The following is a 12622-nucleotide window of genomic DNA, read 5'->3' on the forward strand; positions in this document are numbered from 1 at the left end:
GGCCCCCGGCGCTGCCGAATACCGGCCGCTGAACCCCGTCTGCGGGCCGCGATTTGCCGCGGCGTGCAAGACTCACCCGTTGGGAAGAGGGTGATGCCATGAGCATGGGGCCACACGGCGGCGGACGCATGATGCGGTCGATGTCGAAGGACGAGGAGATCCGGGGGCACGAACTCAAGAAGGGCACCACCCGCCGGGTGCTGGGCTACGCGGTGCCCTACCGCGGGCTGTTGGGCCTCTTCCTGGTCGCCATCGTCATCGGGGCAGTGCTGGGCGTGGCGCCGCCGTTGCTGATGCAGCGCATCATCGACGACGGCGTCCTGGCCGGCAACCTGCGGGTGGTGGTCATCCTGGCCAGCCTGGTGGCCGCCCTGGCGCTGGCCGAGGTGGCCGTCACCCTGCTGTCGACCTGGTGCTCCTCACGCATTGGCGAGGGGCTCATCCGTGACCTGCGCATCCAGGTCTTCGACCGGGTGACCTCGATGCCGCTGGCGTTCTTCAGCCGAACCCACACCGGTCAATTGGTGTCCCGGCTGCAGTCGGACGTGATCGGGGCCCAGCAGGCGTTCACCACGACCCTGTCGCGGGTCGTGTCGAACCTCATCTCGCTGGTGCTGGTGCTGGCCGCCATGATCGCGCTGAGCCCGACGATCACCCTGGCCGCCCTGGCCCTGGTGCCGCTGATCATGGTGCCCGGATGGGTCGTCGGCGGGCGCATCGCCAACCTGACCCGGCGCTCCATGCAGATCAACGGTGACATCTCGGCGATGATGACCGAACGGTTCACCGTCAGTGGGGCCCTGCTCGTCAAACTGTTCGGCACCCCCCAGCGTGAGCACGACATGTTCAAGGTGCCGGCCAATGCGCGCCTCGACGTCGGCGTCAAGATCTCGATGATTGGCCGGCTCTTCGGCGCCGCCATGACCCTGGTGGCAGCGCTGGCCACCGCCATCGTCTACGGGGTCGGTGGGTGGCAGGCGATCCGTGGTGACCTGACCGTCGGCACCCTGACCGCGCTGGCCGGCCTGCTGATGCGCCTGTACGGCCCGATGATGCAGCTGACCACCGTGCGGGTGGACATCATGAGCGCCCTGGTCAGCTTCGAGCGGGTCTTCGAGGTGCTCGACATCACCCCGCTGATCACCGACAAACAGGACGCCACGCCGGTCACCCCGATCGGCCGGGTGGAGTTCGACAGGGTCAGCTTCACCTATCCCGACCCCAGGACGTACTCGCTGCCGTCACTGGAACCCGCCTCGGCGACCGCCGAACGTGACAACGACCAGGTGCTGTTCGACGTCAGCTTCGTCGCCGAGCCGGGCCAGACGGTCGCCCTGGTCGGACCCTCGGGTGCCGGCAAGACCACCATCACCCATCTGCTGCGTCGCCTCTACGACGTCACCGACGGGGCCGTGCGGGTCGGCGGCGACGACGTCCGCGACATCACCCAGGACTCGCTGCGGCAGATGGTCGGCTACGTCACCCAGGACGCCCACATGTTCCACGACACCATCCGGAACAATCTCCGCTACGCCGCCCCCGACGCCACCGAACAGCAGCTGCGCGACGCGCTGCGGGCCGCCCACGTGCTCGACCTGGTCGACCGGCTGCCCGATGGGCTGGACACCATGGTGGGCGAGCGCGGTTACCGCCTGTCGGGGGGCGAGCGGCAGCGTTTCGCCATCGCCCGGCTGCTGCTCACCTCCCCGGGGGTGGTCGTGCTGGACGAGGCCACGGCCCACCTGGACTCCGAGTCGGAGGTGGCCGTGCAGAAGGCGCTGGACTCGGCCATGGTCGGCCGCACCTCGGTGGTCATCGCGCACCGGCTGTCCACGGTCCGCCACGCTGACCAGATCCTGGTCATCGAGGCCGGTCGCGTCGTCGAGCGGGGCACCCATGACGACCTGCTGGCCGCCCACGGACCCTACGCCCAGCTGTACGCCAGTCAGTTCAACTGAGCCGGCCGCACCAGCCACTCGGTGACGGTGACCTCCACGCCCACGGCCAGGGCACTCACCGGGTCGTGGTCGTGCATCGCGTTGGGGCCCATGCCGACCAGTGCGGACATGGCCCGCTCGTCCAGGTCAAGACCGAAACGTACGGGCACCGACGCACCGCGGACGAACCCCGCCGCCAGCCCCCGTTCGAGGCGTTCGGTCTTGTCGGCCTGGATGTCCATCAACCCGAACCGGTCCCTGGCCTCGGCCAGGTGCCCCGGGCCCGGGGTCACGGTGACCAGCCGTCCACCGGGTGCCAGCACCCGGGCGAACTCGTCCGCATTGCGGGGGGCGAAGACCGACATCACGACGTCGGTGCATCCGTCGAGCAGCGGCAGCGGCGCCCACGCGTCGGCCACGATCGCCCGGACCCGGGGGTGGACCCGGGCCAGCCGCCGGGCCGCAGCGGGGGAGACGTCCACCGCCAACCCCTCGGCACCCGGCAGCGCCTCCAGCACCGCCGCCAGGTAGTGGCCGGTGCCCGCCCCCACCTCGAGGATGCGCCCCGGCCGCCCGGCAGCCACCATCGCGACCAGGGCGTCGACGATGGGCTGGTAGTGGCCACCGGCCAGGAAGGCCTCCCGGTGGGACAGCATGTCGGGGGTGTCAGCATTGCGCCCAGCGGCGCGTCCCAGCAGGTTCAGGTAACCCTGGCGGGACACGTCGAAACGGTGCCCTGACCCGCAGCCGGCGACCCGGTCGTCGACGACGAGGTGCTGGCCGCAGTGCGGGCAGGCGAGCCAGTCGAACCCGGTCACGGGGCGGCGGCCCCACGTTCGGCCAGTTCCCGGCGTGCCGCCTCGGCCCGCTCCCGACGCAGGCGCCGCTCCCGCAGGTCCGCCCGCACCAGCAGCACCGCACCAATGACGGCCACCGCCGTGAACAGGAACCACTGCACCGCATACGACAGGTGCGGTCCCTCATCGGTGTCGGGCAGCCCCACCGGCGTCAGGTCGGTGGTCGGCGGGTCACTGCTGATCTGCTGGATGTAGCCGTCGGCCAACGGGACACCGATCACCTCGGCGATCGCCGGTGCGTTGATCAGGCGCACCGAACCCTGCACCGGCACGATCGCGTTCGCCTTGCCGCGCTCATTGCGTCGGACGAACCCCTCCACCGTCACCACACCGGTGGGTGGGGCCATGGCCTCGACCACGGTGCCCTCATCCCGGGTGGTGAAGCCGCGGTCGACCAGCACCACCGCGCCGTTGGTGGCCCGCATCGGCACCACCCATTCGCTGCCGGCCTGCCCGCCGACGTTGCGGTAGCGCACCTCGAGCTGGTGCTCGGGAAGATAGGTGCCGGTAATCCTCACCCGCTGCCACTGGTCATCCTCGTCGATGGTATCGGTGAAGACCTGGCTGAAGTCCGCCACCGGCCGGGACTGGTTGGCCGCCGCCGAGGCATTGCGCTCCCGGCGCTGGTCGAGCCGGTGCAGCTGCCACTCTCCGAGCCGGACGAAGGTGACGCCCAGCGCCGACACGAACAGCACCAGCACGACCCACCTGAGCATGAGCTTCTTCACCGTGCGAGCCTATCGGCTGGACGAAGTCCCACCCGCGTCAGAGTCCTCCACGACCTCACCCTTGATGATCTCGCCGCCGGGCGGAAGCGCCAGCAGCGGATCGGGTTCATCGCTGATGGGGGCCGGTCGACGGTGGTCGACGGCATTGGCGAACATCACGGCGAAGAAGGGCAGCACCGCCGCAGCGGCCAATGGCAGCATCTTCCACACCCCGGGGACGAAGAAGATGGCGACGAACGAGACGGTGCGCACAGCCATGGCGAGCGCATAGTTGCGACGCCTCCGGTTCAGGTCTTCGGTGCGGCTCTCGGCCACCTGTGTCACCACGACCACGCGTCGTGATGACCGGCGGAAACCCGGGTCACCAGTGGGCTGTGTCACCTTTGCAGGATTCCACACAATTCCAAACCCGGACACTGTGCGGTCCTCGCAGGCACCCCGCGCCCGGTTTCGGTAGGTTCACGGTGTGAGTGATACCACTGAGAACTCCCAGCAGCCCGGCCGCGTGGCCCTGGTCACCGGCGCCAACAAGGGCATCGGTGCCAGCATCGCCGCCCACCTGCGCGACCACGGCTACCGGGTCGCCGGCACCTACCGCAGCGGAGAGGTTCCCCAGGGCGTCCTCGGGGTGCGGTGCGACATCACCGACCCCGACCAGGTGGATGCCGCCTTCAGCGCCGTTGAACAACAACTCGGTGCCGTCGAGGTGTTGGTGGCCAATGCGGGCATCACCCGCGACGGGCTGCTGATGCGGATGGCTGAGGAGGACTTCACCAGCGTCATCGACACCAACCTGACCGGGACCTTCCGGGTGGTGAAGCGGGCCACCCGCGCCATGATGAAGCAGCGCTACGGACGCATCGTGCTGATCTCGTCGGTGGTGGCCCTGCTCGGCTCACCGGGCCAGGTGAACTACGCCGCGTCCAAGGCCGGACTGGTCGGCATCGCCCGCTCCGTCAGCCGCGAACTCGGCAGCCGCAACATCACCTGCAATGTCGTCGCCCCCGGGTTCATCGAGACCGACATGACCGCGGTGCTGCCCGAGGACACCATCAAGGGCTACCAGGCGCGCATCCCCGTGGGACGGCTCGGGCAGGCCGACGACGTCGCCCAGGCAGTGGCCTTCCTGGCCGAGGCGCCCTACATCACCGGCGCCGTCATCCCCGTCGACGGCGGGCTCGGCATGGGGCACTGAGTTGTTGGCGGGGGATGACCCCCTGCACCCCCACGGGCGGTTTGCGGGGGATGACCCCCTGCACCCACACGCGGGAGATGACCCCCTGCACCCCCACCTGACCACTGAACGAGAAAAGGGACACGACATGGGAATCCTCGAGGGCAAGAACATCCTGGTGGCGGGCGTCACCCACCACACGTCCATCGCCTACGCCGTCGCGCGGATCGCGCAGCAGGAGGGTGCCACCGTCCTGGTCAGCAACTTCGGGCGGGCGCTCAGCCTCACCAACCGGGTGGTGCAGAAGCTCGACCCGGTTCCGCCGGTGCTCGAACTCGACGTCACCAATGACGACCACCTGGCCGCCCTGCCCGACGTCGTGCGCCAGCACGTCGACCACCTCGACGGCGTGGTCCACTCGGTCGCCTTCGCCAACCCCGAGACCGCACTCGGCGGCAACTTCCTGAGCACCGGCTGGGACGACGTCGCCACCTCGCTGCGCGTCTCGGCGTACTCGCTGGCCAGCCTCACCATGGCCTGCAAGCCACTGTTTGCCGACACGGCCAGCGTGGTGGGGCTCACCTTCGACGCCACCGTCAGCTGGCCCGCCTACGACTGGATGGGCGTCTCCAAGGCGGCCCTCGAGTCGACCAGCCGCTACCTGGCCCGCTACCTCGGCAAGGAGGGCATCCGCTCCAACATTGTCGCTGCCGGTCCGTTGGCGACCATCGCCAAGAAGGCGATCCCCGGCTCGTCCAGCTTCGACGACGTCTGGGCCCAGCGGGCCCCGCTCGGGTGGGAACCCACCGACACCACCCCGACCGCCAAGGCCGTGGTGGCGCTGCTGTCCGACTGGTTCCCGGCCACCACCGGTGAGGTCATCCACGTCGACGGCGGCCTGCACTCCACGGGCGCCTGAGCGCCCGGCCCCGGCCAAGTGCGTGGCGACCTCACGGCGACCGATGGCGCACCCTACGATGGCGGTGTGAGCGAGGAGGACATCCTGCGATCGGTGACCATCTATGACGTGGCCACCGCTGCCGGGGTGAGCCCGAGCACCGTCAGCAGGACCTTCGCCAGACCGGGCCGGGTCAGTGCGCGCACCGCGGCTCGCATCCGCGAGGTGGCCGCCGAACTGGGCTACCGCACCGACACCATCGAGGCGCCGCCGCGACTGCCGTCGAAGAAGAAGGCCATCGGACTGTCCGTCTCGGACGTGACCAACCCGTTCTACTTCGCCATCATCCGCGGCGCCGAGGCGGCGGCGGCCCAGCACGGCTACTCGGTCCTGCTCATCGACGCGCAGGAGAGCGAGCAGATCGAGCGCCAGAACATGGGACGGGCGATGCCGCTGATCGACGCCATGCTGGTGGCCAGCTCACGGATCAGCGACACCCACCTGCGCCAGTTGGGAAAGCACCTGCCGGTGGTGGTGCTCAATCGCGACGTCCAGGGCATGGCCAGCATCGTCACCGACAACGAACGCGGCATGAGACGTGCCGTCGAGCACCTGGCCGAGCTGGGCCACTCCCACATCTGGTACGTGGCCGGCCCCGAGGCCAGTTGGGCAGACGGGGTCCGGTGGCGCTCCCTGCGTGAGGCCGCCCTCGAACTGGTGCTCAACGCCCACCGGGTCGGACCGTTCCAGCCGAACATGCGCGAAGCCCCCCGGATCGCCGACGAACTGCTGGCCAGGGGTGCCACGGCGGTGGTCTGCTACAACGACTTGATGGCCTTCGGGCTGCTGCAGGCACTCCGCGAGCGTGGCGTCCAGGTGCCCGAACAGATCAGCGTGGTGGGTTTCGACAACGCCTTCGGGGGCGAACTGGTCACCCCCCAGTTGACCACCGTGGCAGCACCGCTGAGTCGGCTCGGTGGTCTGGGCATCACCAACCTGGTCGGACTGATCAACGGCGCCACCTGGCGCTCCAGGGCGCCGGTGGTGATGCCGGTCATTCTCAAGGTGCGCGGCTCCACGGGACCGCCAGCCGGTGCCGGTGGCCGTCCCGTCGTGGCCGGCTAGTTCGGCCCCCGTGGGGCGGACGGACTACCCGGCCTGGACGGACCCGATCGCCTGCTCGAGCGCCGTCAGTGTCACCAGCACCGCCTCCACCGCCTGGGCGCCCTTGTCCTCGCTGGAGTCCGGCAGGCCCGCCCGGTCCAGCGCCTGCGCCTCGTCGTCGCAGGTCAGCACCCCGAAGCCGACCGGTGTGCCGGTGGTAATGGACACCTCCGTCAGCCCCTGGGTCGCCGCCTGGCAGACGTAGTCGAAGTGCGGGGTGCCGCCACGGATGACCACGCCCAGTGCCACCAGGGCGTCATAGTGTTCGGCCAGTCGGGCACAGGCAACCGGCAGTTCGAACGAACCGGGCACCCGCACCAGGGTGACGTCGGTGACGCCGGCACGGGCGAGCGCACGCTGGGCGCCATCGACCAGTCCGTCCATGATGGCGGTGTGCCACAGCGAGGCGACGATCGCGATGCGGCGACCGGCACCATCGGGGGACAGGACGGGAATTCCGGGGTTGACCATGTCAGGCCTCCATTTGGTCGAGCAGGATGCGGTGGTGCATGCGGTCGCGCTTGGTGCGCAGGTAGAACTCGTTGTCAGGATTCGGGTCGATCTCGACCGACTCCACCCGATCGACGTAGAGGCCCGCCGTGCGCAGCGCCTCCACCTTCAACGGGTTGTTGGTCAACAGCGTGATCCGGTCAATGCCGAGGTCGGCCAGCATGGCCACGGCAGCGCCGTACTCGCGGGCATCGACGGGCAGCCCCAACTCGAGCTGCGCGTCCACGGTGTCGACGCCCTCGTCCTGCAGGGCGTAGGCCCGCAGCTTGGAGGCCAGGCCCACCCCGCGACCCTCGTGGCCGCGCAGGTAGATCACCGCCCCGCCCCGCTCCGCGACCTGGTGCATGGAGCGCTGCAGCTGGGGCCCGCAGTCGCAGCGCAGCGAACCGAAGACGTCACCGGTCAGGCATTCGGAGTGCATCCTGACCAGCGGCAGCGCCAGCCGGGTACCGGCCAGCCCGCCGGGACTGACCAGGACCACATGTTCTGCACCGGTCAGCAGGTCGCGGTAGGCGTGGGCGGTGAAGGTGCCGTGTTCGGTGGGCATCCGGGTGGTGGCGCAGTGTTCGATGCGTCCGGTGGCCGGGACGATGCTCAGTTCGACACCGGCGGCGTTCACGACTGCCCCTGGGCGTGCGCGCCGGGGGCCAGCATGCGCTCGACGTACTTCGCCAGCACGTCAACCTCGAGATTGACCTGTTGTCCGACGACGGCGGTGCCGAGGATGGTGCCGGCCAGGGTGGTGGGGATCAGTGAGACGGTGAACCAGGGTTCCGCGGCGTCGGCGGGGCTGGTGGAGGCCACGGTGAGCGAGACCCCGTCCACCGAGATGGACCCCTTCTCGACGACGTAGCGCGCCAGGGCGGGCGAGAACCCGACCCGGACGACCTGCCAGGCCTCGCCGGGGATGATCTCGACGATGCGGCCGGTGCCATCGACGTGGCCCTGGACGATGTGGCCGCTGAACCGGCCCGTGGCGGGCATGGCCCGTTCCAGGTTCACGGGTGAACCCACCTGCAGCCCACCCAGGCTGGAACGATCCAGGGTCTCGGCCATCACGTCGACGCTGAACCCGTGGTCGGCCAGCTCGACCACCGTCAGGCAGACGCCGTTGACGCAGATCGAATCACCCGGGCCGGCGTCGCTGGTCACCAGCGGCCCCGTCAGGCTCAGCACGGCGGAGCGGGGGCGGCGTTCAATGGCTCGCACCGCACCCACCTCCTCGACGATTCCGGTGAACATCAGTGGACCTCCTGCGGGTCGGCAACGGGGATGGGGACAAGGGTGAGGCGGACGTCGTCGGCGAGTCGGACCACCTCGTGGAGACGGAAGCGGTGCGCGTCGGCGAGGGTGCCGACACCCAGGTCGGCGACGGCGGCGGGCCCGGCGCCCAGCAGCGTCGGGGCCAGGTAGGCGACCACCTGGTCGACCAGACCGGCCCGCACGAAGGCAGCAGCCACTCGCGGCCCACCCTCGAGCCAGACGTCGTGGATGCCGCGCTCGGTGCAGGCGGCCAGCACCGCCGCCGGGTCGTGGCTGCGCACCTGCAGCGTCTCGGCGGAACCGTCGAACAGGTGGGCGTCGGGCGGCAGGTCGCGCAGACCCACCACGATGCGCAGCGGTTGCCGGGCGGGCGGCGGATCGGTGCGCACGGTCAGCCGCGGGTTGTCGGCCAGGGCGGTGCCGGTGCCCACCACCACGGCGCCGCATCCGGCCCGCAGTCGGTGCACGTCGGCGCGTGCCGCCGGGCCGGTGATCCATTGGCTGGTGCCGTCGGCGGCGGCGCTGCGCCCGTCCAGGGTGGCGGCATACTTCCAGGTCACCCGCGGGCGCCCGTGGCGGGCAGCGAACGACCATCCCGGGTTCAGCGCCTCGGCCTCGTCGGCCAGCAGCCCGCCGACCACCTCGATGCCGGCTGCCCGGAGGGTGTGGGCACCGCCGGCGGCGACGGGGTTTGGGTCGGGCTGGGCGAAGACCACCCGGCTCACCCCGGCCCCACGCAGGGCCATGGCGCAGGCAGCGGTGCGTCCGGTGTGGTTGCAGGGTTCCAGCGAGACGTAGGCGGTGGCGCCGCGGGCATCACCAGCGGCGCGCAGGGCCTCGACCTCGGCGTGGGCGGTGCCGGCGCCGTGGTGCCAGCCCTCGCCCAGCAGCCGCCCGTCGGCGACGATGACCGCACCGACCCGCGGGTTCGGGTCCGGGGTCGGGGAGCGCAGGGCCAGGTCGAGGGCACGGCGCAGCCACCGTTCGTCGTCATGGTGACCGGTGCTCATGGTGTCCCTCCCTCGTCCTGCGGCGCGTACGCGACGGACTCCGGGATGACGGGACGGCAGAATGCCATGCCAACGGGACGCACCCAGGGTGCGACCCGTTCGTGCTGCCTCCCCTCCGGACTTTCACCGTCGGTCCTGGAGTTCCACCAGGTCAACCACCCCAACTGCACGGGTGGCTCGCGGACTGTTACCGCCGGTTCGGAATTGCACCGACCCCGGAGCACGTACCCTCAGGCTACCAGCGTGCCCGGCACGCTCAGCGCACCCGGTAGAGCACCTCGCCGGCATTGGGCACCACGAAGGTGTCGGGGTCGGCCTGCATGGCCTCGACGTCAATGCTGGCGGGATCGAGGTAGCCCAGGTTGATCGACTCGCACACCTCCCGCGGGATCTGGGTGGCGAGGGTGACCTTGACCCGCAGCTTCTCCTCGCCGCTCGCCGCGTCGTAGGTGCCCTTCCCGCGCAGGTGCGTGGAGTGCGCCAGCACCCCCCAGTGGACGTCCTTGAAGTCGTCCCACTGCTTCACGAAGTAGTCACGGCAGTGGTAGCCGATCTCGTAGATCTCGTGGTGGGTCTCGGAGACCTCGGTGACGTGGGGGGCGTAGATGATCACCTCACCGCCGTCGGCGACCGCCGGCTCGAGCTTGTAGAAGCCCTTGGCCGCGGTCCAGATGTCCTCGTAGCGTTCGGGCATGATCGACAGCACCCGGGTGAATGGTTCTGTCACGTACTCGACGTGGGTCTGGGCCGCGATCCCGGCGGCCAGCGCCCAGGCGTCCTCGGCGGTGCCCCACGCCGCGGCCTCGATCAGTCCGGTGCCCGACTCGACCACCAGGCACAGCGCCAGCCGTTGGGTGGGGATCAGCGCGGCGCCCTCGTTGATCATGGCCCGCACGGGGGTGATGCCGGTGGTGCCGATGATGTCGTAGCTGGTGATCAGAGCGCCCACCCAGTGGGTCATGTCAATGAACTCCTGGGAGGCCACCCCGGGGATGAAGTACTTGTTGCCGCCGGAGATGCCGACCACCTCGTGGGGGAACACGGGCCCGACCACGATGGCCACGTCGGACTCCACCACGTGCCGGTTGATCAGGATGTCGGCGCCCACGTCGAGGCGGCCCTCCGACAACTCAGCGATGCGCGCCCCGGGAATGTGGCCCACGTTCACCAGCATGTCGGGGTCGGCCCATTCATGGTTGACGATGGTCATGGCGGGGTACAGCTGCTGTGGGTCGCCGCCGACCATTCGGGCGATCTCGTGGGGCTCCATGTAGCTGTGGGTGCCCAGGGCGATGACGGCGGTCAGCCTGCCGACGCGTCCGGCCAGTTCCTCGTGCAGGATGCCCAGCAGCAGCGGCAGCGGACAGCTGCGGGTGCCGTCCGGAATGACCAGGGCGACGTCCTTGCCGTCCAGGTCGACCGCGGCCAGGTTCTGCTGCACGAAGGCCCGCAGCTGCTCGTCACTGACGTGCTGGTGCGCTCCACCCACCAGGTCGGAGGTCACGGCGGGGGCGTCGATGTGGTTCACGGCAACTCCTTGGGGATCAGTCCCACCATTCCACGCCGTCGGTCACAGCCACGCAACCGGATGCCGACTGTTGCCTCCGCCGACGGCCCCGGCACCACGCTGGCAACCCATGGCAACACGTTGCCGTCCTCGTCGGCCGCCAACGACAGTGGACCCATGACGCCGAAGTCTCTCCAGCTGCATCCCGACCGCCTCTTCCCCGTCGACGCCACCACCCGCGACGTGGCGCGCCGGCTGCACGAGTCGGTCAAGGACCTGCCCATCATCTCGCCCCACTCGCACGTGCCGCCGCAGTGGATTGCCGATGACGTCAACTTCCGTGACCCCACCTCACTGCTGATCACCCCCGACCACTACGTGACCCGGATGATGCACGCCAACGGGGTGGCCCTCGACGACCTGGGTGTCGGCCGGGGCGACCTGTCCGAGGACGACGCCCGGCGCGCCTTCCGTCACCTGTGCGAGCACTGGGCTGACTACAACGGCACCCCGGTGCGGTACTGGCTCGAGAACGAACTGGTCGACATCTTCGGCGTCGACGTGCGGCCTGGCACCGAGACCGCCGACCACATCTACGATGCCATCGCCGAGTGGGTGGCCGACCCCGCCAACAGCGCCCGCCAGCTGATGGAGCGTTTCGACATCAGCGTGCTGGCCACCACCGACGACCCCTGCGACAGCCTGGAGCACCACGCCGCGCTGGCCGACGACCCGACCTTCACGCGCCGCGTGGTGCCCACCTTCCGGCCCGACAAGTACCTGGAGGCCGCCCAGCCCGGCTGGAACGCGCTGGTCGACCGACTCGGCGAGGTCAGCCACCACCAGGTCCACGACCTGCCCGGATTCCTGGCTGCGCTCCAGGACCGGCGCGCCTACTTCAAGGCGCACGGTGCGGTGTCCACCGACCACTCCCACACCGACCTGGGCACCCAGCGCCTGGACGAGGCGGAGGCCAACCGCCTCTACCTAGCCGCCCGCACCGGCACGGTCAGTGCTGCCGAGGGCGCCGCCCTGCGTCGCCACCTGATCTGGCACCAGGTGCGGATGGCCTGTGAGGACGGCCTGACGATGACCCTGCACCCGGCGGTGTCCCGCAACCACCACCAGCCCACCTTCGCGAAGTTCGGCGCCGACGTCGGCGCCGACATCCCGATCAGCGTCGAGGTGACCCGGGCGCTGAAGCCGGCGCTGGACTCCTTCGGGACCCATCCCGACCTGAACCTGGTGCTGTTCACCCTGGACGAGACCGTCTTCAGCCGCGAGATCGCACCCCTGGCCGGCTTCTACCCGACGGTCTACGCCGGGGTGCCGTGGTGGTTCCTGGACGCGCCGGACGCGATCAAGCGCTACCGCCGGGCGGTCACCGAGACCGCCGGCTTCACCAGGACCTCGGGCTTCATCGACGACACCCGAGCCTTCTGCTCCATCCCCGCCCGCCACGACATGTCGCGGCGCCTCGACGCCGTCCACCTCGCCGACCTGGTCGTCGAGCACCGGTTGGACGAGGACGAGGCACTCGAGACCATCAATGCCCTGGTGGTCGACAACCCCCG

General features: G+C 69.9%; 14 protein-coding genes and 1 riboswitch. Of the genes, 5 read left to right on the forward strand and 9 right to left on the reverse strand.

What is annotated here, in order from left to right; all coding sequences use genetic code 11:
* Positions 1–98 precede the first annotated feature (98 nt).
* A complete protein-coding gene (locus IPV09_RS13490) occupies positions 99–1958 on the forward strand; it encodes an ABC transporter ATP-binding protein (protein WP_207475790.1) in 1860 nt (619 codons plus the stop codon).
* Here the strand turns inward: IPV09_RS13490 and IPV09_RS13495 are convergent.
* From IPV09_RS13495 to IPV09_RS13505, 3 genes are read right to left on the reverse strand one after another with little or no spacing between them, the layout of a single operon-like run.
* Entirely contained in the window at positions 1946–2755 is an 810-nt protein-coding gene (locus IPV09_RS13495) for a methyltransferase domain-containing protein (RefSeq protein ID WP_207475792.1), read from the reverse strand. The genes IPV09_RS13490 and IPV09_RS13495 overlap by 13 nt on opposite strands.
* The gene (locus tag IPV09_RS13500; RefSeq protein WP_207475794.1) at positions 2752–3522 is read right to left on the reverse strand and encodes an SURF1 family protein; all 771 of its coding nucleotides are present in this window, start codon (positions 3520–3522) and stop codon (positions 2752–2754) included. Before IPV09_RS13500 ends, IPV09_RS13495 begins: the two co-directional genes overlap by 4 nt.
* A gap of 9 nt (positions 3523–3531) precedes the next feature.
* Positions 3532–3837, reverse strand: a complete 306-nt coding sequence (locus IPV09_RS13505) for a DUF3099 domain-containing protein (protein WP_207475796.1) — start codon at positions 3835–3837, stop codon at positions 3532–3534.
* Between the two features lie 151 nt (positions 3838–3988).
* On the opposite strand from IPV09_RS13505, the gene IPV09_RS13510 reads away from it, so the two are divergent.
* The 3 genes from IPV09_RS13510 to IPV09_RS13520 all read left to right on the forward strand — a co-directional run bounded on the left by IPV09_RS13510 (position 3989) and on the right by IPV09_RS13520 (position 6719).
* On the forward strand, positions 3989–4717 hold the full coding sequence (locus IPV09_RS13510; RefSeq protein ID WP_370590339.1) for a beta-ketoacyl-ACP reductase: 729 nt from the start codon (positions 3989–3991) through the stop codon (positions 4715–4717).
* 127 nt (positions 4718–4844) lie between these two features.
* Entirely contained in the window at positions 4845–5615 is a 771-nt protein-coding gene (gene fabI, locus IPV09_RS13515) for an enoyl-ACP reductase FabI (RefSeq protein WP_207475802.1), read from the forward strand.
* A gap of 66 nt (positions 5616–5681) precedes the next feature.
* Positions 5682–6719 carry a LacI family DNA-binding transcriptional regulator gene (locus tag IPV09_RS13520; RefSeq protein ID WP_207475803.1) on the forward strand — a complete coding sequence of 346 codons (1038 nt, stop codon included), beginning with the start codon at positions 5682–5684 and terminating at the stop codon, positions 6717–6719.
* A 24-nt stretch (positions 6720–6743) separates the two neighbouring features.
* Here the strand turns inward: IPV09_RS13520 and ribH are convergent, their stop codons facing one another.
* The 6 genes from ribH to IPV09_RS13550 form a co-directional block, all read right to left on the reverse strand.
* Positions 6744–7229, reverse strand: coding sequence for a 6,7-dimethyl-8-ribityllumazine synthase (ribH, locus tag IPV09_RS13525; RefSeq protein ID WP_207475805.1), 486 nt, complete (start codon positions 7227–7229; stop codon positions 6744–6746).
* A gap of 1 nt (position 7230) precedes the next feature.
* Complete coding sequence (locus IPV09_RS13530; protein ID WP_370590340.1) at positions 7231–7887, reverse strand: GTP cyclohydrolase II; 657 nt, start codon at positions 7885–7887, stop codon at positions 7231–7233.
* The gene (locus IPV09_RS13535; RefSeq protein WP_207475807.1) at positions 7884–8510 is read right to left on the reverse strand and encodes a riboflavin synthase; all 627 of its coding nucleotides are present in this window, start codon (positions 8508–8510) and stop codon (positions 7884–7886) included. The genes IPV09_RS13530 and IPV09_RS13535 overlap by 4 nt, the downstream gene beginning before the upstream one ends.
* On the reverse strand, positions 8510–9541 hold the full coding sequence (gene ribD, locus IPV09_RS13540; RefSeq protein WP_207475809.1) for a bifunctional diaminohydroxyphosphoribosylaminopyrimidine deaminase/5-amino-6-(5-phosphoribosylamino)uracil reductase RibD: 1032 nt from the start codon (positions 9539–9541) through the stop codon (positions 8510–8512). The genes IPV09_RS13535 and ribD overlap by 1 nt, the downstream gene beginning before the upstream one ends.
* A 97-nt stretch (positions 9542–9638) precedes the next feature.
* Positions 9639–9769, reverse strand: a riboswitch (FMN riboswitch).
* Between the two features lie 28 nt (positions 9770–9797).
* Entirely contained in the window at positions 9798–11069 is a 1272-nt protein-coding gene (locus IPV09_RS13545) for a lactate racemase domain-containing protein (RefSeq protein ID WP_370590341.1), read from the reverse strand.
* Positions 11066–11227 carry a hypothetical protein gene (locus IPV09_RS13550; RefSeq protein WP_207475811.1) on the reverse strand — a complete coding sequence of 54 codons (162 nt, stop codon included), beginning with the start codon at positions 11225–11227 and terminating at the stop codon, positions 11066–11068. Before IPV09_RS13550 ends, IPV09_RS13545 begins: the two co-directional genes overlap by 4 nt.
* Between IPV09_RS13550 and uxaC the strand changes: the two genes are divergently transcribed.
* A partial coding sequence (gene uxaC, locus IPV09_RS13555; protein WP_207475813.1) for a glucuronate isomerase occupies positions 11226–12622 on the forward strand: 1397 nt, incomplete at its 3' end. The two genes, IPV09_RS13550 and uxaC, sit on opposite strands and share 2 nt — an antisense overlap.

Source organism: Tessaracoccus sp. SD287 (genome assembly GCF_017355265.1).
Taxonomy (GTDB): Bacteria; Actinomycetota; Actinomycetes; order Propionibacteriales; family Propionibacteriaceae; genus Aestuariimicrobium.